The sequence below is a fragment of the Venatorbacter sp. C2-1 genome (genome assembly GCF_022832715.1).
Lineage (GTDB): Bacteria > Pseudomonadota > Gammaproteobacteria > Pseudomonadales > Oceanobacteraceae > Venatoribacter > Venatoribacter alkanivorans.
On the sequence record NZ_CP094879.1, the window covers coordinates 3,343,806 to 3,365,555 of the forward strand.

Annotated in this window: 18 protein-coding genes; 7 read left to right on the forward strand and 11 right to left on the reverse strand. The window is 53.6% G+C overall.

From position 1 onward, the window contains the following. Window positions 1–8 precede the first annotated feature (8 nt). On the forward strand, window positions 9–578 hold the full coding sequence (locus MT343_RS15025) for a cob(I)yrinic acid a,c-diamide adenosyltransferase (RefSeq protein ID WP_145466222.1): 570 nt from the start codon (window positions 9–11) through the stop codon (window positions 576–578). 71 nt (window positions 579–649) lie between these two features. Here the strand turns inward: MT343_RS15025 and MT343_RS15030 are convergent, their stop codons facing one another. The 3 genes from MT343_RS15030 to aceE all read right to left on the reverse strand — a co-directional run bounded on the left by MT343_RS15030 (window position 650) and on the right by aceE (window position 7,215). After that, window positions 650–2,668 (reverse strand): methyl-accepting chemotaxis protein, encoded by a 2,019-nt coding sequence (locus MT343_RS15030; RefSeq protein WP_145466224.1) that lies wholly within the window; start codon window positions 2,666–2,668, stop codon window positions 650–652. A 154-nt stretch (window positions 2,669–2,822) separates the two neighbouring features. After that, window positions 2,823–4,493 carry a dihydrolipoyllysine-residue acetyltransferase gene (gene aceF, locus MT343_RS15035; protein ID WP_145466226.1) on the reverse strand — a complete coding sequence of 557 codons (1,671 nt, stop codon included), beginning with the start codon at window positions 4,491–4,493 and terminating at the stop codon, window positions 2,823–2,825. A 10-nt stretch (window positions 4,494–4,503) separates the two neighbouring features. After that, window positions 4,504–7,215, reverse strand: a complete 2,712-nt coding sequence (aceE, locus tag MT343_RS15040; RefSeq protein ID WP_145466228.1) for a pyruvate dehydrogenase (acetyl-transferring), homodimeric type — start codon at window positions 7,213–7,215, stop codon at window positions 4,504–4,506. A gap of 105 nt (window positions 7,216–7,320) precedes the next feature. On the opposite strand from aceE, the gene cobO reads away from it, so the two are divergent. Beyond that, a complete protein-coding gene (cobO, locus tag MT343_RS15045) occupies window positions 7,321–7,935 on the forward strand; it encodes a cob(I)yrinic acid a,c-diamide adenosyltransferase (protein ID WP_145466230.1) in 615 nt (204 codons plus the stop codon). Between the two features lie 8 nt (window positions 7,936–7,943). Here the strand turns inward: cobO and MT343_RS15050 are convergent, their stop codons facing one another. Beyond that, on the reverse strand, window positions 7,944–8,618 hold the full coding sequence (locus MT343_RS15050; protein ID WP_145466232.1) for a pirin family protein: 675 nt from the start codon (window positions 8,616–8,618) through the stop codon (window positions 7,944–7,946). 311 nt (window positions 8,619–8,929) lie between these two features. On the opposite strand from MT343_RS15050, the gene MT343_RS15055 reads away from it, so the two are divergent. After that, window positions 8,930–10,522, forward strand: a complete 1,593-nt coding sequence (locus tag MT343_RS15055; protein ID WP_145466234.1) for an alkaline phosphatase D family protein — start codon at window positions 8,930–8,932, stop codon at window positions 10,520–10,522. A gap of 73 nt (window positions 10,523–10,595) precedes the next feature. Here MT343_RS15055 and modC read toward each other — a convergent pair whose 3' ends face one another. From modC to modA, 3 genes are read right to left on the reverse strand one after another with little or no spacing between them, the layout of a single operon-like run. After that, complete coding sequence (gene modC / locus MT343_RS15060; protein WP_145466236.1) at window positions 10,596–11,678, reverse strand: molybdenum ABC transporter ATP-binding protein; 1,083 nt, start codon at window positions 11,676–11,678, stop codon at window positions 10,596–10,598. Then, the gene (modB, locus tag MT343_RS15065; protein ID WP_145466238.1) at window positions 11,675–12,370 is read right to left on the reverse strand and encodes a molybdate ABC transporter permease subunit; all 696 of its coding nucleotides are present in this window, start codon (window positions 12,368–12,370) and stop codon (window positions 11,675–11,677) included. The genes modC and modB overlap by 4 nt, the downstream gene beginning before the upstream one ends. A gap of 3 nt (window positions 12,371–12,373) precedes the next feature. After that, complete coding sequence (modA, locus tag MT343_RS15070; RefSeq protein WP_243989414.1) at window positions 12,374–13,192, reverse strand: molybdate ABC transporter substrate-binding protein; 819 nt, start codon at window positions 13,190–13,192, stop codon at window positions 12,374–12,376. A gap of 265 nt (window positions 13,193–13,457) precedes the next feature. Between modA and MT343_RS15075 the strand changes: the two genes are divergently transcribed. The 4 genes from MT343_RS15075 (at window position 13,458) to MT343_RS15090 (ending at window position 16,493) form a co-directional block, all read left to right on the forward strand. Continuing rightward, window positions 13,458–14,186, forward strand: coding sequence for a helix-turn-helix transcriptional regulator (locus MT343_RS15075; RefSeq protein WP_145466240.1), 729 nt, complete (start codon window positions 13,458–13,460; stop codon window positions 14,184–14,186). A gap of 117 nt (window positions 14,187–14,303) precedes the next feature. Next, the gene (locus MT343_RS15080; RefSeq protein WP_145466242.1) at window positions 14,304–15,047 is read left to right on the forward strand and encodes a hypothetical protein; all 744 of its coding nucleotides are present in this window, start codon (window positions 14,304–14,306) and stop codon (window positions 15,045–15,047) included. A 10-nt stretch (window positions 15,048–15,057) separates the two neighbouring features. After that, a complete protein-coding gene (locus MT343_RS15085) occupies window positions 15,058–15,717 on the forward strand; it encodes a hypothetical protein (protein ID WP_145466244.1) in 660 nt (219 codons plus the stop codon). A gap of 71 nt (window positions 15,718–15,788) precedes the next feature. Beyond that, window positions 15,789–16,493, forward strand: a complete 705-nt coding sequence (locus MT343_RS15090; RefSeq protein WP_145466246.1) for a hypothetical protein — start codon at window positions 15,789–15,791, stop codon at window positions 16,491–16,493. 39 nt (window positions 16,494–16,532) lie between these two features. On the opposite strand, the gene MT343_RS15095 is transcribed toward MT343_RS15090, so the two are convergent. The 4 genes from MT343_RS15095 to MT343_RS15110 all read right to left on the reverse strand — a co-directional run bounded on the left by MT343_RS15095 (window position 16,533) and on the right by MT343_RS15110 (window position 21,689). After that, window positions 16,533–18,083: an FMN-binding glutamate synthase family protein gene (locus MT343_RS15095; RefSeq protein WP_145466248.1), complete on the reverse strand. Its 1,551-nt coding sequence runs from the start codon at window positions 18,081–18,083 to the stop codon at window positions 16,533–16,535. A 269-nt stretch (window positions 18,084–18,352) separates the two neighbouring features. Next, window positions 18,353–18,682, reverse strand: a complete 330-nt coding sequence (locus MT343_RS15100; protein ID WP_145466250.1) for a hypothetical protein — start codon at window positions 18,680–18,682, stop codon at window positions 18,353–18,355. 279 nt (window positions 18,683–18,961) lie between these two features. Continuing rightward, on the reverse strand, window positions 18,962–19,885 hold the full coding sequence (locus tag MT343_RS15105; RefSeq protein WP_145466252.1) for a TIGR01777 family oxidoreductase: 924 nt from the start codon (window positions 19,883–19,885) through the stop codon (window positions 18,962–18,964). A gap of 34 nt (window positions 19,886–19,919) precedes the next feature. Beyond that, window positions 19,920–21,689, reverse strand: coding sequence for an acyl-CoA dehydrogenase C-terminal domain-containing protein (locus MT343_RS15110; RefSeq protein WP_145466254.1), 1,770 nt, complete (start codon window positions 21,687–21,689; stop codon window positions 19,920–19,922). Window positions 21,690–21,750: the final 61 nt, after the last annotated feature.

Sequence of the window (21,750 nt, forward strand, 5' to 3'; positions counted from 1 at the left end):
GTGATTATATGGGCAACCGTTTATCCAAAATCGTAACCAAAACCGGCGACGGTGGTGAAACCGGTCTGGGCGACGGTTCCCGTGTCAGTAAAAGCAGCGAGCGTATCCATGCCATCGGTGATGTGGACGAGCTGAATTCCTGGATGGGATTACTGCGCGCCGAACTGAGTGCTGATGACGACCTGCAGCCATTGCTGCATCAGATTCAGCATGATCTGTTCGACCTTGGCGGTGAACTTTCAGTACCGGGATTTTATGCCCTCAGCGAAGAGTTACTGCAGGATATTGAAGATAATCTCGAAGCGCTGAACGATTCTCTACCAGCGCTGAAGGATTTTATTCTTCCCGGAGGCAACCGTTGCGCCGCCTGTGCCCATATGGCACGTACCGTTTGTCGCCGTGCTGAGCGCTCTCTGGTTGAAATGGCCCGCACTGAAACTGTCAGCTCGCTGGCACTGCGTTATCTCAACCGTTTATCAGATCTGCTGTTTATTCTCGCCCGGGTTCTCGCCCGGCGCGATAATGGTCAGGAGGTTATCTGGCAAAGCCGGCATAAGCGTAACGACGATAATTCCTGATACCGTAGTCTGACGCACCATAAACAACGCCCACTGTATCGTGGGCGTTTTTTATGGCATATCGCTGGTATTTATCGGACCTTAAATTGCTCAACCCGCTGCGCAAGTGAATCGGTAATGGCCTGAGTCTGACGTACGGCCTGCACGGTTCCTTCGGCGTTGCTGGACGTCTGCTGGCCACTGTTACGGATTGCTTCCAGGTTATGTTCGAGATCAGCTGCGCTGCGTTTTTGCTCGTTGGCGGTCACGACAATATCAGTCGTCTTCTTCTGAATATCACCCATACTGATCTGAATTTCATTCAGCGTGGTGCTGACCTGTTCAGAGTGAGAGACGGTGCTTTCGACCATTTTGCGGTTCACTTCCATGGTATCCACTGCACTGACAATATTTTTCTGCACTTCACTGATCAGACCTTCAATTTCCTGTGCTGATCCCTGAGTGCGGCTGGCCAGTGTGCGTACCTCATCAGCAACCACAGCAAAACCACGGCCCTGTTCACCGGCCCGGGCTGCTTCAATAGCCGCATTCAATGCCAATAAGTTGGTCTGCTCCGCAATACCTTTAATGGTCGCCAGAATACTGCTGATGCTGGAAGAATTCTCTGCCAGACGGTTCACCGCCTCCATTGAGTTAGCCATTTCATCGGCCAGACTGCGTACCTGATCCATCACCCGGGTAACAACCTGTCCGGCTTCATCCGATTTTTTATGGCCACTGTGCGCCGCTTCTTCTGCCTCTTCGGCCAAGTGGGTTACCGTAACAGCACGGTCTGCCATATCACTGATAATCTGTGAAACCTGATTGGTTTGTTCAAGCTGAATCTGTACGGCCTGACGGCTGCGGTTGGCAATGCTTTCTACTTCATTAACATTGGCGCTGACCGAGCCGGCACTGTCTTTTACTGCGGTCAGGGTATTACGGATATTGCTGATCATTTCATTAAAAGCGTCACGTAGCTGCCCCATTTCATCACGGCCATTGAAGCTGATTTCATGGGTGAGGTCGCCATTGGCAATATCACGGGCAGTGCCGGAAAAACGCTTAATGGTGTAACGGATAGACATAAAAAATGCGAGATACAGGTAAACAATAATGGTCAACGCTGACAGCAGAACCAGAGCCAGTATTCCGATGCGTTTTTGCTGCCCGTCCAGACGCGACTGTAATTTACGGCTGATCAGCGGGAAGGCTTTATTTTCTATGTCTTTTAATACCTGTAGCTGACTCTGATAGAACTTATCATAATCCTGCCAGCTGGATTCGATGGTCGCTGCCGCAATAATTTCTTCATCTATTTTCATACGGATACTGTCAACTGCCTTAACAGCAGCCTGAGCTGCAGTCAGCAAATCAGCATCACCAACCGCTTCCGCACTGCTGACCATCAGCTGCATATTAGGGTGCGCGGCCAGCAGCTGGTCGTAGACAACGTTCATCAGGTCATAGGTAGCTGATTGCAGATACTGTTCTACAAAGGCATACACCCCTGCAGCATGCCCCATACCGCCGACAAGGTGAGCTTCTGGTAATGTCATAACAATGCCGACAAGGCGCTGAATATCACCATCAGAATCCAGTGAAATACCGGACGACTGGGTGTACTGGCGAATAACCAGATACAGCTCGTCAATTACAATCTGATAATACTTATACTGATCACGGAAGGTCGGCTGACGATGCTCACCGGTCATTTTCAGGCGATGGGCATACTTTTTCTCCCAGCCTTTTAACAGCGAGAGCAGCTCTTCATCGTCAGTACTTTGCAGTAACTTCTGAATCTGCTGGGGAATATCGTTCATGCGCTGTTCTGCACGGGCGCGGAGTTCAGCATTATTCTGATGCGGAACCACCGCAGCCAGATCACGGAATGCTTCAAGCTCATGGGCAAAATTAAATAATTGCTGAGTGCTCTGCAGCCCGCTTAATTCCAGCTCCGTTTTTTTCATCGATTCAAATGCAGCAAGAAAAACCTGCCCGCTCAGAACCACCAGAGGCACCATAAACAAAAAACTGATCAGGCCGAATTTGGCAGCATAACTCAGCTGCCCCATAAATTTGATTGCCGGCCACATTAGTGCTTTCAGCATAGACTCCTCACACCCTTACTTATGCTTGTTATCTGGAGATCCGCCGGTGTAAGAAAACCTTTCACCGACGACGCTCTGGGTACCCTTAATTTATAAAATATTATCTGTCTACAACGTCTTACTCTGGCAACGCCTGACAGTGTCTGCGATATCACTACATCAGAACATTACGTAAATCCTGCAGGTACATTACCAGGTGCTGGCTGAATCGGGCCGCCTCGGCGCCATCAATCACCCGATGGTCGTAAGACAGAGATAAAGGCAGCATCAGGCGAGGTATAAAAGCCGTACCATCCCATACCGGTTGCATCGATGCTTTCGATAAGCCAAGAATGGCAACTTCCGGTGGATTCACAATAGGGGTAAACGCTGTACCACCAATACCACCGAGACTGGACAGACTGAAACAGCCACCCTGCATATCAGCTAATGGTAGCTTACCCAGTCGGGCCAATTCGGCCTTATCGGTAAGCTCTTGTGTGATTTGTGTAACCGATTTCTGATTCACGTCGCGAATGACAGGCACCAGTAATCCTTTCGGCGTATCGACCGCCACGCCGACATGCACATAGTGCTTCAGAATCAGCTTTTCGCCATCGGCACTGAGCGAGGCATTAAAAGATGGAAAATCTTCCAGCGCCTTGGCAATCGCTTTAAGCACGAAGGGAACAATAGAAAACTTTATTCCCTGCCGCGCATAACGTTCGTTCTGTTGTTTGCGATAATTTTCCAGGTCAGTAATATCGGCCTGATCAAATTGCGTGACTTGTGGCACATTCAGCCAGGCCGTTGTCATCGCCCGCGCGGTTGCCCGTTTAATATTATTCAGCGGACTGTCACTGACGGCACCGAATTTGGCAAAGTCCACCACAGGCACCGCAGGTATACCTGAACCACCCGACACGGAGGCTGGCTCACCGTTCAGCCGTTGTTTTACATAACGCTGGATATCATCTTTGGTGATACGTTGTTTTGGCCCGCTACCGCTGACCTGTGCCAGATCGACACCAAATTCGCGTGCCAGCTTGCGTACTGACGGGCCGGCATGAACTTCCGCAGCGGAAGAGCGCACATCAGCAGCAGGGGTCGTTGCTGCAGCTGTTGCAACTGTTGCTTTTGGCGTTGTTGCCTGTGCTGCAGTTTTTTCTGCTGGCGCCACCTCAGCCGCTGCAGATTCAGCGGCGTTGTTTTCCGCAGACACAGCATTACCAGCAGCCGGCTGTAATTTAAGCATGACATCACCGGCACTGACTTTATCACCGGTTTTAACGGCGACACTGATTACAGTACCAGCCTGACCGGCCGGAATTTCCATCGACGCTTTATCCGATTCCAGCACCAGCACTGTTTGTTCGGCATCAATATCATCACCGGCACTGACCTGAACCTCAATCACTTCCACCTGCTCAGAACCGCCAAGATCCGGGATAGCAATATCAACGGCTGCAACAGGTTCAGCACTCGGTGACGGCGCATTTTCTACAGCAGGTTGTACCGGAGCTTCGGTCGTTTTCTGTTCTGCAGCAGGAGCGTTTTCAGCGTTTTTTTCTTCAGGTTTGTTTTCTTCAGTGGCTTTTTCTTCAGCACCTGAGGCATCACCACCCAGCTCGCCGAATACATCACCGCTGCTGACTTTATCGCCCACTTTAACACTCAGGTTTTTAATCACGCCGGCGGCTTCGGCCGGAATTTCCATCGTTGCTTTATCGGTTTCCAGAACAATTAATGCCTGTTCCATTTCGACCGTATCGCCGGGGCTGACCAGAATTTCGATCACTTCAACCTGACTGGCACCACCGAGATCCGGGATTTTTAAAGTCGTCATGCATCCATCCTCAGCTGTACAGTGGGTCAGGTTTGGCGGCATCGATATTCAGTTCGCTGCGCCATTGTTCGAGATCAGCGGCTTTTAACGCACCGCTCCTGACCAGTTCGCTTGCCGCAGCCCAGGCTACGTGTTGCCAGTCCACCTCAAAGAAGCGGCGTAAATTTTCACGCGAATCGCTGCGGCCAAAACCATCGGTACCCAGCGTGCGGTAACGCCGTCCTTCAGGAATAAAGGCGCGTATCTGTTCGGCATAGGTTTTCATATGGTCGGTTGTGGCAACGATTGGGCCTTCGCTGTCTGCCAGCTGACGGGTAACCCAGGGAACCGGAGGCTGTTCCGTCGCGGACAATAACGCTGTCCGCTCACAGGCCAGACCATCACGGCGTAATTCATTAAAGGACGTTACGCTCCAGACATCGGCAGCAATGCCCTTACCTTCCAGCCACTGCGCCGCCTGTTCAACCTGGCGTAAAATAGAGCCGCTGCCCAGCAGCTGAATACGCGCCGGCTTCTTGTTTTTCGCGCCTTTAATTGCCGATTTTTTCAGGCGATACAGCCCGCGTTTAATCCCCTCTTCCACACCTTCCGGCATCGGCGGATGAACGTAGTTTTCATTCAGGCTGGTGATGTAATAGAAGACTTTTTCTTTCTTCTCATACATGCGCTTCAGGCCATCCTGAATAATCACGGCCAGCTCATAAGCATAAGTAGGATCGTAGCTGACACAGTTGGGAATGGTGGATGCAAGAATATGACTGTGACCATCCTGATGCTGTAAACCTTCACCATTCAGGGTTGTCCGCCCTGAAGTTGCACCAATCAGAAATCCCTGACACTGCATATCACCAGCTGCCCAGGCCAGATCACCGATGCGCTGAAAGCCAAACATCGAGTAATAAATATAAAACGGAATCATCGCCAGTCCGTTGGTACTGTACGAACTGCCCGCTGACATCCAGGCAGCAAAAGCACCGGCTTCGTTAATGCCTTCCTCCAGAATGCGGCCTTTTTTATCCTCGCGGTAATACATCACCTGGCCCTGATCGACCGGCTCGTATAACTGACCTTCGGATGAATAAATACCCAACTGGCGGAATAAACCTTCCATGCCAAAGGTGCGCGCTTCATCCGGCACGATTGGTACTACGCGGTCGCCCATGATTTTATCTTTCACCAGGTGCGACATAATGCGCACAAAGGCCATGGTGGTGGATATTTCACGTTCACCGCTACCTTCGGTCTGGGCTTTAAAAAACTCCAGATCCGGTGCGATTAATGCCGTCCAGTTTTCTGTACGCTGTGGTAAATAGCCGCCAAGCTTTTCCCGCTGTTTACGCATATAGGTCAGCTCCGGACTGTCTGCCGGTGGCCGGTAAAATGGCATATGCGGAAGATCCTCATCACGAACCGGAATATCAAAACGGTCGCGGAAGGCTTTAATGCTTTCTATATCGAGTTTTTTAACCGAATGCGCCTGATTCTGCCCTTCAGCTTCGGCACCCATGCCGTAGCCTTTAATGGTATGAGCCAGAATAACCGTTGGCTGTCCTTTATGATTTACTGCCGCATGATAGGCAGCATAAACTTTATAAGGATCATGGCCACCACGGTTCAGGCGGAAAATATCTTCATCGGATAAATCTTTAATTAATTCCGTCAGCTCCGGGTATTTATCAAAGAAATGCTCGCGGGTGTATTTTCCACCTTTGGCTTTGTAATTCTGGTATTCACCATCAACGGTTTCGTCCATGCGCTTCTGCAGCATGCCTTTACGGTCTTTTGCCAGCAGTGGGTCCCAGTGCCGCCCCCACACGACTTTAATCACATTCCAGCCGGCACCGCGGAACTGACTTTCAAGCTCCTGAATAATTTTACCGTTGCCGCGAACCGGGCCATCAAGGCGCTGCAGGTTGCAGTTAACAACGAAGATTAAATTCTCGAGTTTTTCCCGTCCGGCCAGACCAATAGCTCCCAGGGTTTCCGGCTCGTCACATTCGCCATCACCAAGGAAAGCCCATACCTTGCGACCTTTACGCGGCACCAGTCCGCGCGCGGACATATAACGCATAAAATGCGCCTGATAAATTGCCTGCAATGGGCCAAGGCCCATAGACACAGTCGGAAACTGCCAGTAATCCGGCATCAGTTTCGGGTGTGGATAAGAGGATAAGCCCGGTGCTAACGCTTCACGGCGAAAGCGCTCCAGATCGGATTCCTGAAAACGGCCTTCCAGATAAGAACGGGCATAAATACCCGGTGCCACATGGCCCTGGTAATAAATCAGATCACCCAGTGGTGATTCGTCACTGCTGGCGTTGGGTGCACGGAAAAAATGGTTAAAGGCCACATCATAAAGTGTGGCACTGGAAGCAAAACTGGAGATATGACCACCTAAATCGCCCGCGCCTTCTTTGTTGGCGCGCAGAACCATGGCCAGCGCATTCCAGCGTACCAGCGAGCGGATGCGGCGTTCCATAAACAGGTCACCGGGCATCGGCGCTTCATTTTCCGGAGCGATGGTATTGCGGTAAGGCGTATTCAGCGCATAAGGCAGCGGCATGCCATCACGGGTGGCACGTTCGGCGATACGTTCGATCAGAAAATGGGCGCGTTCGACCCCTTCGGCACGGATCACAGAGTGAATGGCATCGACCCACTCTTTGGTTTCCTGTGGATCAGGATCGACCGTAACATCCTGATTTAACTTGCGTTCATCCATTGTGCATTCCCGGTTCAGGCGATGGTTGTAATCCAGTATAGTTAAGGACTGAGTGAACACCCGTTAGCCAGCGGAAATCCCACCTTTCAGGAATCACAAAAAAGTATGAGTAACAGCGAGCAAACAGCCAATACCGATCGCCACCAGCAGAAAATGCAGAAGCATAAAGAGAAGGTCGATGCCGCCATCGCCCGTGCTCAGGAAGAACGTGGCGTTATCATCGTGCTCACCGGAAATGGTAAGGGGAAAAGCAGCTCCGGCTTCGGCACCGTTATCCGCACGCTGGGCCATGGCTATAAGGCTGGGCTGGTGCAGTTTATTAAAGGCACCTGGGACTGCGGCGAAGCCAAAATTCTCGCCACCCTGCCGGGCCTTACCCATGAAGTGATGGGCTCAGGTTTTACCTGGGAAACACAGAATAAAGAGCAGGATCAGCGTGCCTTTGATGCGGTCTGGCCAAAAGCCAAAGCCATGCTCAGCAATCCAGAACTACGCACCGTGATGCTGGATGAAATCACTTATATGCTGGCGTACGATCTGCTGGATTTTGACGAATTAAAAACCGCGCTGGAAAACCGCCCGCCGGAGCAGAATGTAATTCTGACCGGCCGTGGTGCGCCAACGGCTCTGCGCGATCTGGCCGATACCGTCACCGATATGAAAATGGAAAAACACGCCTTTAAAGCCGGAGTGAAAGCTCAGGCCGGTATTGAGTGGTAATTCCGCAATCAGGCCTCGCGGATCATCACCAGCGCAAAACCGCTTTCCGCCATCAGGCTCAGTGACTGTCCGCTGAGCCTGAACAAATCCCCGCGCTGTAAACGCTGCCCATCGGCACTGATGGCCGTGCCACGGAATACATAACCCAGCGCATCATCGTCAAGCGTCCACTCATCGCCTGCCGCCAGTTGCAGCACATCCACCCGAGTTGAAGCCGCAAACAATTCGCCACCGTACACACAGGTCAGGTCGGACGGATTGAGCTCAATAACCTGATAACACGCCTCGCCTTCATGGCTCTGCGGCAGCAGCCAGATCTGCACCATAGCCGGATAATCCGCGCCCGGATTCTGCTCGTTATGACGAAAACCTTTGATGCCACTGCGCTGTAACTGCACCTGGCCAGCCTGCAACACTTCACCATCACCGATACTGCCCTGATGATGCAGCTCACCACGGGTCATCACACTGACGATATCAATCTGCTCATGGCTGTGCAGTCCGGTCGAACCACCGGGTAAAAACCAGGCGTTAGCCAAGTAGGTACAGGCGCCGAAGCCGGGCCAGCATTCTTCGCGCACATGATGACCAAACTGGCGCGGGTCCATTACCAGCACCCGTTCGCGGATGCCGCCAAAACCGGAAATCTCAACCTGCTCTTCAGCCAGCAGCTCTAATGCCACGTTCTTTTCTCCGTTCTGCACCACTACATAGCAACGCTGCGTTACACCACGACATTACAGCGCTGCGTTGCGCTACGACATTACAGCGCTGCGTTGCACCGCCATCGGCTGTTTACACCACTTACGCCAGCCATGCGAACAATCGGGCCAAGGTTGTAAAACGCGCCTTGTAAAACGTAAGTACCAAAGTTTCAAAAAACTGTCACCGCGCTGACACAGAGCCTGCCTAGACTCGCGCATTCTTTAGCACGCACCACACTCACCCGTCGCGTGGATTGTATGCCGATCCACCTATAAAAAAGGAGTCCGACATGGATATCAGCCGCCGTAAATTTCTATCCCGCACCGGCGCCGGCGTTGCCGGTATGGGAGCCCTGAGTCAGTCCGGCCTGAGCATGGCGATGAGCAGCCCGACGCCAATTGAAGCCAATGACCCCGGCCATTTTAACTACGGCGTTGCCAGCGGCGACCCGCGCGCCGACCGCGTCATCCTCTGGACCCACTTTCTGCCGGAAGTGAATATGCCACTGACCGTCAGCTGGAAGGTCGCACTGGATGAAGGCATGACTCAGGTGATACGCAGCGGCGACTTCCGCACCGACGCCAGCCGCGACTTCACCGTTAAAGTCGATGCCGACGGCCTGCAGCCCGGCACCACCTACTTTTATCAGTTCAGTGCTCTGGGCAAAGATTCCGAAATCGGCCGCACCCGCACCGCCCCGGAAGGCGATATCGACAGCGCCCGTTTTGCCGTGGTGTCCTGCTCCAGCTACCCGCACGGTTACTTTAACGTGTACCGCGCACTGACCAACCGCAACGATCTGGATGCCGTCATCCACCTCGGCGACTACATCTACGAATACGCTCAGGACGAATACGGCGAACTGCTGCTGCGCGAAAAACGTGCGCTGGCTCCGGCTCACGAAATTGTCAGTCTGTCGGACTACCGCCGCCGCCACGCCATGTACAAACTGGATGAGGATTTAAAAGCCGCCCACCAGCGTCATCCGTTTATCACCGTCTGGGATGACCACGAGTTTGCCAACGATGCCAACGTTTATGGCGCCGAAAACCATAACGACGGCGAAGGTGACTGGAACGAGCGTAAAGCCGCCGCCAAGCAAGCCTATTTCGAATGGATGCCGATCCGCGAAAACAGCAACGGCAGTATCAGCCGCAATCTGCGCTACGGCGATCTGCTCGACCTGCTGATGCTCGATACCCGTATTGAAGGCCGTGATGAAGCACCATCTGGCAGCGATAAACAGCGCGAAGCTAAAGACGAAAACCGCACCCTGCTTGGTTTTGAACAGGAAGCCTGGCTGCATCAGCAATTACAGAGCAGCAGCGCACGCTGGAAGATCGTCGGTCAGCAGGTGATGATGGCGCAGCGCTACTTTATTAATCTGCCGGATCATTTTGGCGGCGGGGCGTCACTCTGGCTCGACAGCTGGGACGGCTACAGCGCTACCCGCGACCGCTTACTGGCGCTGCTGCGCAACGAACAGATTGATAACGTGGTGATTCTCACCGGCGATGTACACAGCTCTTTTGCTGCCGACCTGAGTGACAACCCTTACGACCGCAACAACTACAACCGCTACAGTGGTGAAGGCTCTCTGGCGGTGGAATTTGTCTGCCCATCGGTCACCTCTCCGGGTTTCCCGCCGGTGATTGCCGAAGCCGGCGCACAGACCATTATGGATGCCAGCCCGCACATCAAGTTTGCCGAACTGCGCCAGCACGGGTTTATCCTGCTGAGCGCCAGCCGCGAACAGGTTCAGGCCGACTGGTACTACGTGCCACAGATCCTTAAGCGTTCTGCCGACACTTACCATGCCCGCAGTTACCGCACCCTGAGCGGCGATAACCGCCTGCAACGGGTGGCAGAGCCTCTGGCCTGATTCACTGAACAGGGTCATGCAACTGAAAACGCCGCTGTGGTTTCCCGCAGCGGCGTTTTTTATGGAGCACAATTTAACCGGCCAGCGCGACCGACTTAACCTGCGCCCAGACGGACATGCCCGCCTGTAAACCCAACTGAGTCACCGAACGCTGCGTCAGCCGGGCACGCAGTAATTCACCATCCGGCAAGCGCAGATTCAGCAGTACCGAGACGCCACTCTGATTGAGGCTTTCAACCCTGACCGGCAGAATATTGAGGATACTGCTGTCGTCCGCACGGCTGAGGCTGATACTCACATCCCGCGCCAGAACCCGTGCACGTAAGTGATCACCCACAAGCGCCTGAGGCGCACTCAGTAACAGCTCTGCGCTGCCAGCGGCTGTTCCGTCTGCCGTCAGAGCCAGCCGCGCCAGCCCGTCCGTTTCCTGAGCAGCCACGGTACCTTCAAGCACCACCCCGGTTTCATCGCCCAGGCTGAGCCTTGCCAGTACATCGGCCAGCCTGCCCTGATCTTTCAGCGTACCTTTTTCCAGCACCAGCAGCTGATCGGCCAGTTGCACCACCTCTTCCAGCGCATGACTGACATAGAGTATCGGCCCCTGATAGACCTGATGCAGGCGACGCAGATAGGGCAACACCTCCTGCTTACGTGCGCTGTCCAGTGCCGACAGCGGTTCATCGAGTAATAACAGCCGCGGATTAATCAGCAGTGCCCGCGCCAGCGCCACCCGCTGCTGCTCGCCGCCGGACAAACGCTGCACCGGACGCTGCAGCAGGGGAAGCAGATCGAGCAGTTCCAGTACCTGCCGGGCCTGCTCTGCTGGTAAGGGGGTTAGCCCACGTTTGCGCGCGCGCTTAACGCCATAATCAAGATTGCCCTGCACATTCAGATGACGCAGCAGACCGGCATCCTGAAACACCAGTGCCAGCGGACGTTTATGCGCCGGCAGGCTTTGCCGCGCACTACTCCAGATTTCATCCCCAAGACGAATCTCGCCGCCCTGCTCCAGTCCGGCAATGCAGCGCAGCAGCGTGGTTTTACCACAACCGGAGGGGCCAAATACCGCCGTCACCCCCTGCCCGGCCAGTGCCGTATTGAGCTGCAGGCGGAAGTCGCCACGGCGAAGATCAAGATTCAGGTGCAGATCGGTCATGGGCGGCTCATGGAAAAATTCAGGCGGCTGTGGCGGTTCAGGCTGTACATCAGCAGCAGCACCACAAACGAAAACAGCAGCATCATCAGCGACAGACTGTGCGCCTGAGCGTAACTCAGGGCTTCAACATGGTCGTAAATCTGTACCGAGATCACCCGCGTTTCACCGGGAATATTGCCGCCAATCATCAGCACCACGCCAAACTCGCCGACGGTATGGGCAAAGCCAAGCACGGCCGCAGTAAGCAGGCCCGGTTTAGCCTGCGGCAGAACCACGGTAAAGAAACGGTCCCAGGGGCCTGCACCCAGTGTCGCGGCGACTTCCAGCGGTCGCTCGCCCATGGCTTCTATGGCGTTCTGTACCGGCTGCACCACAAAGGGCAACGAATACAGCAGCGAGGCCAGCACCAGTCCGCTGAAGCTGAACGGCAACAGCCCCAGCCCCAGTGTCTGCGTCAGCTGGCCGAGCGGACCGTTTGGTCCCAGCGCCAGCAACAGATAAAACCCCAGCACCGTCGGCGGCAGAACCAGCGGCAAGGCCACCAGTGCCGATACCGGGCCGCGCCAGACAGAGCGGGTACGCGCCAGCCACCACGCCAGCGGCGTGCCGATTAACAACAGCAACATGGTGACCAGTGTCGCCAGCTTCAGCGTCAGCCAGACCGCCTGCCAGTCTGCTGCAGTTAACAACATGCGTTACTCCCGGTGATAACCATAACCACGGATCAGTTCCGTTACTTCCGCCGATTGCAGAAAAGCCAGAAATGCTCTGGCCGCCGGATTCGGTTCGCCTTTCTTCAGCTCGCCTTTCTTCAGTAGTACTGCATCCTGACGGATCGGCTGGTACAGAGTGTCGGGCACAATCCAGACGCTGCCATGATGAATATCGCCGCCACTCATCACCTGCGACAGCGCAACAAAACCAAGCTGGGCATTACCACTGGCAACAAACTGCCAGGTCTGGGCGATGTTTTCCCCCATCACCTGCCGGGCGGCCACGCTGTCGGTCAGCGCCAGGGCTGCCAGCGTCTGCTGTGCAGCGGTGCCGTAAGGCGCCAGACGCGGGTTGGCCAGCGCCAGCTTGCGGAACTGGCCGCTGTGCAGCTGCGCGCGCACATCCACATCGGGTGAGGTTGTCCACAGGGCCAGACGCCCCAATGCATAGGTAAAGCGGCTGTCGGCACTGGCCAGGCCAGCACGGATCAGGGCTTCGGGCTTGGCCTGATCCGCCGACAGAAAGACCTCAAAGGGCGCGCCATTGTGAATCTGGGCGGTGAATTTTCCGGATGAACCAAAGGCCATAACCAGCTGATGGCCGCTGTGCTGCTGAAAGCGTTCGGCGATATCTTTCATCGGTGCAGTAAAGTTGGAGGCCACCGCCACCATGACTTCGGCCGCGATGGCCTGGGACGGTACTAACAAACAAGAAAGCAGCAAACAAGAAAGCAGCAAAGAAGAAAGCAGCATACCGATAAACGCCAGCGGAGCTTTGCCATACCGGTGGAGTCTGAACATTCGGGAACCTCTTCAGTGCTGATGTCGTATAAACAGCGCTGTTTATACCTGATTCTCTGCTCGGGAGCATCTTAGCACCCCGGACAAAACAGAGAGATAAAAAGACAGCGTACGCCATTTGCTGTTTTTGTCCGGACAAAACCATATTCTACCCCGGCAAAAGGTCGGCGCCTCACCTGCCTGACGTAAAAATAACCAGCGCCAGAGTTTGCGCCAGCGGTAAAATGGCGGCTCACGCCGATGAAAGGAAGCATCAGGAGCACATATGCATCGCCAGCGCGAACACATCATCGAACAGATGGAAAAGCAGCAGAGCGCCAGACAGCTGTGGCAATGCCTGTTCCGTTCGTTCTCCGATGAAGGCTTCGACCGAATAATCCACCTCTCCGGTACGACCCGCCGTATGCAGATCGTGTCCAACTTTGATGCCAGCTGGAACGAATACTATGTAGAAAAGGGCTTTATGGAACGCGACCCTTTTCTGCGTTACTGCACCACCAGCTACCGCACGGTACGCACCGGCATCGATCATATCCGCGAGCATCCTTATCTGAATGACGCTGAAATGCAGGTTATTGAAGAGGCCTCGGAATGTGGTTTCCGCTCCGGGTTTTCCAGCACCCTGCAGCGTTTTGATGGTAATCAGGTCAATGCCTGGAATATCGGCTCGCACCTGAGTGCTGCCGAGGTCACACGTATTCTGCAGGAAAAACTGCCCTACCTGCAGATGATCAGTTACTACGGCTCCATGTTCGCCAGTAACCTGCACGCCCCCGCTGCCGACAACGACAACAGCCGCCTGCTGACCGCACGCGAACGGCGTTGTCTGGAACTCAGCGCCTGCGGCCTGCGCACCCGTGATATTGCCGACCTGCTGAAACGCTCGGAAGCTACCGTTGAGTTTCACCTGCGTAACGCGCGGGAAAAACTCGGCGCCCGAACAAGGGAACACGCGATTTACCTGGCAATAAAGCTCGAACTGATCTCGCTTTAACAAAACCTAAGGAAATCCTCAGTTAAGTCCCTGCGTCTTTTCTCCCATTATCAGAGTGAGAAACACAGGCAATCGCCTGTGGCTGTCATCCATAAAAGATGCTTTAGGGAAAGACTTATGAAGGGCCTCGACACTCGCTCAGTTTATTTACCGGCGCTGCTCTGCAGCAGTCTGCTGCTCACGGCCTGCGGTGGTTCATCCGATGCCACAGATACCGGTGGCGACAATAATAACGGCAACAACAACCAAAACAGTATCTGCAGCCGCATTCAGCAGGCCGGCATTCCGCTGCCGGAAATTAATGATGGTATTAACGGTAAATTTGCCAATACCTTCGATGGTAATTGCGCGGCGTTTCAGCAATACAGCGGTAGTGAATACCAGAGCTCGGTCAACGGTGTCACCACCACCATCCGCCAGGAAAATAACGGTGATTTCGTGCTGATCAAAAACGGTACATCAAATACGGGCGGCAGCAGCTTCAGTAACTGGGTGGCTTTCCGTTATCAGTCATTCGACAGCGGCGATATTGAGGGCATTTTTTACTATTACGCCGCGGGCAGCACCGATCTCTTTTCTCAGACCACCTATTACCGTGACGGCCGGGCGCACTATGATTTCAGCAGTTCTGCGCCGGATACCTATTATTTTCCCGGCCAGAATGACCAGCGATTTATTACCGACTTTGGCTATATCACCATAGGTTCCAACCAGATCCATAACGGCTATACCGTCGTTATTATCAACAACCGTATCGCCACCAGCTACATCGGCTGTGAAGGCAACCTGACAACATTACAGAACGCTGCAGCCGCCACGCTGAACAGCGCCTGCGACAGCAATTCTGCCGAAAATCTGTGAGGAAATATTTATGAAAAATTCATGGTTATTCACTGCATGTTTCTGCCTGTCAGCGTTATTAAGCGCCTGTGGTGGTGGCGACAACGGATCAGACAGCGGCAGCAATAACAGCAAGACGCTGTCATTACCCAGTGTTGGTAACAATGCCTATGCACAGGCATTTAATCTGGGTTATGCCTCCAGCTCAGCTTTTTCTGCCGTTGATGGCTTTCAGGTTACCGTCGGCGGACTGACCCAGACACTGCACATATCCTCTGGCAATGGCAGCTGGTACGTCAGCTGGGACGGCGAATATGAAGGTGATGTTTTTTCTGACTGGACCGCCTTCGGCTATGAAGAAACGCCAGCCAGTAACGACCTGATCGGGCGCTTCTATTTTTATCATTACAACAGCGATGTGATTAACAGCGAGCTGAGCTATTACCGCAATGGTCGTATTTTTCTGAACGTTCAGGATGACAGCGGTACAACGGAGAGCACTGCGCTGCTGGTACCAAAAAGTAATGGCGGCATCCGCATTATCAGCAAAGATGCCAGCGAAGCATCGGCAACCATCGTTGACCTCAATGATGCCAACGGCAGCAGCGGTACAGGTTATGAAGGCTGTACAGACGACCTGTTTACGCTCGCATCGGATAGCAGCAGTTGCACCAGCGCGGTTGCATTTTAACCCGCATCTAAACGTTAAAGGCCAGCGGCTAACAACCCTGGCCTTTTCTGCCGATTTCTCAGGAGACCGTTATGTCAGCTCTGACCCGCAGTGCTATGCACCTGCCCTCCGTATTATTAATCGCCTCCCTGCTTTGTGCCTGTGGTGGCGATAACAGCAACAACGATGAAACCAACAGTGCAAATAGCAATACAGATAACAACACCGACAACAGTGCTCCGCTCAATATTCCGTTTCAGGCCAAAGGCGGCGATTATGGCTCGGTATTTAATGCCTGGCAGTTTCCTTATTTGCTGTTTCCTGCAGAAGCAAACAGTTTTATTGCCAACGGCATCACCTACACTCTGACCCGTTCGGACCCCGACGGCTGGAGTATCACTATGCATGGCCGTCATACAACGCTGAACACCCAGTACAATCATTTTCTGGCCCAGCGCTGGCGCTACAGCACAGAGCCCGGAACGGCGGGTGTGTTCGAAATGTTCGGCGAAAACGGCAGCCCGGCATTACGGCTGACATACCTTGATAATGGCCGGGTACATCAGCAGCAACTGACTGACGATAATCAGCTGATCAGCGAAAAGTGGTATCTGGATAACGGCAGCGAAATACGCATCGCCTACGATGCGCCGGAGCTGAACAGCGAACTGACCATCACCAACAACGACGGCAACAGCGCGCTGATTTATTACGAATGTGCTTCTGCCGCCACGGCGATATTAACCATGACGGTGCAGGAACTGAATCTGGATTGCAGCAGTAACAGGATGGAATAACAACGACGTTACCAGTTGCTGTTCAGGGCCTGTCAGCCTTTATCTGACAGACTCTGAGGATAATTCACCTTCAAAGACCGGCTCAGTTCCCGGGTGAAACTGATCACTGCCATACAGTTCTGACAGTAATTTTGCCTCGCCATTAGGCTGTACCATACGCGCATGATGGCGGGTTAACTTACGCGGTTCATCAACACCACAGGAGTGGGCAATAATGCCAACCTCCTGATTCAGGGTTTCAACAAAATGCGCAACCCGTGCGGCTTTATCCGTTGGCACCAGCCCACGCTGCAAACGTGGATTATGGGTGGTAATGCCGGTCGGGCAGGTATTTTTATTACACTGCAACGCCTGAATACAGCCGAGGGCAAACATAAAGCCACGCGCGCTGGTAACAAAATCGGCACCCACGCACAGCGCCCAGGCGACGCGGTCGGGAGTAATTAATTTACCCGAGGCGACAATGCGGATACGCGGCCGTAATTTATATTCATCCAGCACATCCACCAGCATCGGCAACGCCTGAGCCAGCGGCAGGCCCATATAATCCATTAACGATTGTGGTGCTGCACCTGTACCACCTTCAGCACCGTCGAGGGTGATAAAATCCGGTGCACACTCAACACCGCGCACCTGAATAGCCCGGCATAAATCCCGAATCCAGCCAATATCACCCAGTACCGCTTTAAAACCGACCGGCTTACCGGTGATGGCCCGAACCTGACCGATCATGTCGAGCAAATCGTCAACCGAACGAACCTCCGGATGACCATTAGGAGAAATTGAATCTTCGCCCACCGCAATATGACGGATCGCCGCAATTTCAGCCGTTACTTTTTTTCCGGGTAAAATCCCGCCTTTACCGGGTTTGGCGCCCTGACTGAGTTTAATTTCAAACATACGTACCTGTTCATGGGCGGCAATCGTACGTAATTTTTCCTCATCCAGTTCTCCGAACTCATTACGCACACCGTATTTTGCGGTGCCAATCTGGAAGACGATGTCGGCTCCGCCTTCAAGGTGATAGGGCGACAGGCCCCCTTCGCCGGTATTCATCCAGCAACCGGCCAAACTGGCACCTTTGGACAAGGCCAGTACCGCCGGACGGGAAATAGCTCCGAAACTCATACCGGAAATATTAATCAGCGAAGAGGTGGTGTAAGGGGTGCGGCAATGCTCACCCAGAGTAATCGGACCGGTATCGGCAAAGTCATGCTTAAGTGCCGGGAAAGCACTGTTAACAAACAGGATGGTACCGGGCACATCCAGCCGGCGGGTGGAACCAAAGGCTACTGTCGTATTTTCTTTTTTTGCAGCCCGGTAAACCCAGGTCCGCTCAGCCCGGTTAAAGGGTAACTCTTCCCGGTCCAGTGCAAAAAAGTACTGCCGGAAAAACTCACCCAGATGTTCGAAGAAGTAACGGAAACGGCCAATAACCGGAAAGTTACGGCGAACGGTATGGCGGGTCTGGGTAATATCCACCACATAGGCCACCAGTATCCAGCCTGTAACCGCCAGCGCCACCAGCCCCAATAAACCAACTAAAACGATGACGCCATAAGCAGCAATCAGGAATACTTCATCAGACATTATCCATCTCCGGCAATTGAACTGAGCAGACTGAGGTCACAGCTTAGAGGCTGGAGGTTTAACTGTCATTACTGTCATGTAAAACGCTGTAGTGCGCTGAAGGATCAGACTCGACAATTTAAAAAAGACAGGCAAAAAAAGAGCAGCCAGGCTGCTCGGAGAACGAAGTTTGATCGGGTGCTGTGATCAAAGGATCATTAGGGTGCTGAATCGGTTAGTGCCAGGACGTTTCTGCCCGCCTCCTGGCTGGCGGTATCCGTACCGCAGGCTTACGCCGTTGGCGTAATGTTTTTCACGTTTTTGGCGGTGAAGTAAGAGAACCCACCTTCTATATCGCCCACTTCCACCCGGTTAGGAGCAAGCGGTGAACTTTTGATCGCGGCAATATACAGGCCGTGGCAGGCAATCAGGTTTTTATCGACATCGTTAAAGTGCGGCTGAGAAAAAGCAAAAGTCTTACGTTCACAGCCACGTTCCAATGTGAGGATAAGTTGGGCATCGGTCAGCTCGTTAGCCCGTGAATAATTCACGTAGGTTACACGATACGCCTGATCGAATTCGTACAGATATTGATCGAGTGTTTGGCGGCTGATACTCATGAATAAATAAACCTATATCGGTGACTGGCGAGTTACCTTTAGGTTTAGTCGTCGCGGGGAGGCATCGCAATGCGGAATAACACAAATCTACAGATATTTTGTAAGTGTCATTTTTCAGTTAAAAAACGACGTTATTTACCTGCGGATGGAGAGCATTGATAGGAAAGTCAGGCGTCAATCTTTTGTTGTGTTACAGGAGATGAACAGAATATTACAAAGAGGATAAATACCCATTTTTTTGCTGTATTTACCCTCGGCTAAAAACCCCGTTATTGTCCGCTACCAGTGGCGGACAATATCTTTGAGTGCGTCACGATTGTCTGCAAAGTCATAGCTGAAGCCCAGTTCCTGAAGCCGCAGCGGCCGTACATCCTGACCTTTCAGCAGCAGCTCACCCATTTCGCCAAACAGCAGTTTAACCACCATCGCCGGCATGGGTAATAACGCCGGACGATGCAGCTCGCGCGCCAGGTTCAGGGTAAAGTCGTGATTGGTCACAGGATGTGGTGCCGTCATATTGATGACGCCATTAATAGTGCTATCAGCATCATGACTGAGCAATAAATCAACAGCCCGGCAATAATCGTGCAGATGAATCCACGACAGATTCTGGCGGCCATCGCCAATGATGCCTCCCAGTCCCAGACTGAACGGCAGCCATAAACGCTTCAGCATGCCGCCATGCACACCCAGCACAATACCCGTACGCAGGATGAGAAAACGCTCAGTGAGAGGCCGCAGGGGTTCTGCCGCCGCTTCCCAATCCGCACAAAGCTGCGCGGAGAAATCACTCCCCTGTGCATCCTGTTCTCCATACGGTCTGTCATCTGCGCCACTGTAGCCACCGTAATAGCCAATGGCTGAACCACTGAGCACCACGCGGAAACGCTGCCCGCTGCGGCTGGCCCAGGCTGCCAGATCGCGGGTCAGAGCGATACGGCTGTCCTGCAGTACCTGCTTACGCGCACGTGTCCAGCGTTTATCAGCAATGCCCTCACCGGCCAGATTGATTAACACATCAAACTGACCGCTGAGTTGCTCAAACCCAGACACCGATTTCACCCTGCCGCCCCAGCGCCGCTGCACCCAGGCCGGGCGGCGGCTGAGCACGGTAATAACCGCACCCTGTGCCAGCCAGCGGTTAATCAGTGTCTGGCCAATAAAGCCGGTGCCACCGGTAATCAGAATGCGTTGTTCTGTCATCGTGTTCTCCTTACCGGTGGTTTGCCTGATCGAATCAGAACTGGCCGACGGCCATTTCCATCAGGCTGTCTTTACCGGCTTCAATTTCACTCATCAGAGCTTCGGTTTGCGGCAGCAGTTTGTCCATAAAGAAGCGGGCACTGTGCACTTTTGCCTGATAGAAGTCGGTTTCGGTTGAACCGGCATCCAGCTGCTGTTGTGCAGTCAGGGCCATACGGCTCCAGAAATAGGCGACCACCGTCAGAGCAAACAGACGCAGATACGGCGTTGCAGCTGCGCCGGCTTGCTCACGGTCACTCATGCCATTCTGCATCAGCCACATAGTGGCTTTCTGCAGGCGACCAATGGCCGCTTTCAGCTGTGGCAGGTGCGGAGCCTGTGGGTTGTCGTTGATAAAACCGTCGAGCATGGCAAAGAAACGCTTCAGCGCCCGCCCGCCATTCATGCCGATTTTACGGCCCACCAGATCCAGCGCCTGAATACCGTTGGTACCTTCGTAGATACGGGTGATACGGGCATCACGCACCAGCTGTTCCAGCGGCCAGTCCTGAGTAAAGCCGGAGCCACCCATTAACTGCAGACCATCGTTGGCACAGAAAAATCCTTCATCGGTGAGGAAGGCCTTAACCACCGGCGTCAGCAACTGCACCATGTCATCGGCATGTTCACGCTCGGCCGGATCTTCTGCGGTATGGGCAATATCCAGATTCAGTGCGGTGAAGTATGCCAGCGCGCGGCTGCCTTCAATGGTGGCTTTCTGACGCAGCAGCATACGGCGTACATCAGGGTGTACGATGATCGGATCGGCTGGTTTATCCGGCGCCTGTGGACCCGCCAGTGAACGGCTTTGCAGACGGTCTTTGGCGAAGCCCAGAGATACCTGATAAGCCGCTTCAGCAACCCCCAGCCCCTGCAGACCGACCATCAGACGTGCGCTGTTCATCATGACGAACATTGCCTGCAGACCTTTGTGCGGCTCGCCAATCAGCCAGCCTTTGGCTTCTTCAAAGTTCATCACACAGGTCGCAGAACCCTTGATACCCATTTTGTGTTCCAGACCGCCACAAAATGCCGGGTTACGGCTGCCGTCTTCCAGTACTTTAGGCACCAGGAACAGGGAAATCCCCTTGGAGCCCGCCGGCGCATCCGGCAGTTTGGCCAGCACCAGGTGAATGATGTTATCGACCAGATCATGCTCACCACCGGTAATCCAGATTTTGGTGCCGGAGATCGCATAAGAGCCATCCGCCTGCGGCTCTGCTTTGGTACGGATCAGGCCCAGGTCGGTACCACAGTGCGGTTCGGTCAGACACATGGTACCGGTCCACTCACCGCTGATCAGGCGTGGCAGGAAGTAATCTTTCTGTTCGTTGGTGCCATAGCCAATCAGCGCATTCACTGCACCGTGGGTCAGGCCCGGATACATACCCAGCGACAGGTTAGCCGAACACATCATTTCTTCGGCCAGCGTGTTCAGCGTATGCGGCATACCCTGACCGCCGTATTCCACCGGAGCAGACAATGCCGTCCAACCCGCTTCAGCAAACTGCTTATAAGCCTCTTTAAAACCATCGGGCGTGGTGACGCTTTTGCTTTCCGGGTCGTAATGACAACCCTGACGATCGCCGTTGGTGTTGGTTGGTGCGATAACATTCTGTGCCAGCTTCGCACCCTCAGTCAGCATGGCGTCCATGATGTCGCGGGTTGCGTCTTCATAGCCTGGCAATGCGGGTAAAATTTCATCACCTTTCAACAGTTCATACAGTACAAATTGCATGTCACGCAGGGGAGCCTGATAACTCATGGGGTATCCTCGTTGTTCAACGGGCCGCTAACGGCAGTTTATTTTCATACAGCTATGCAAG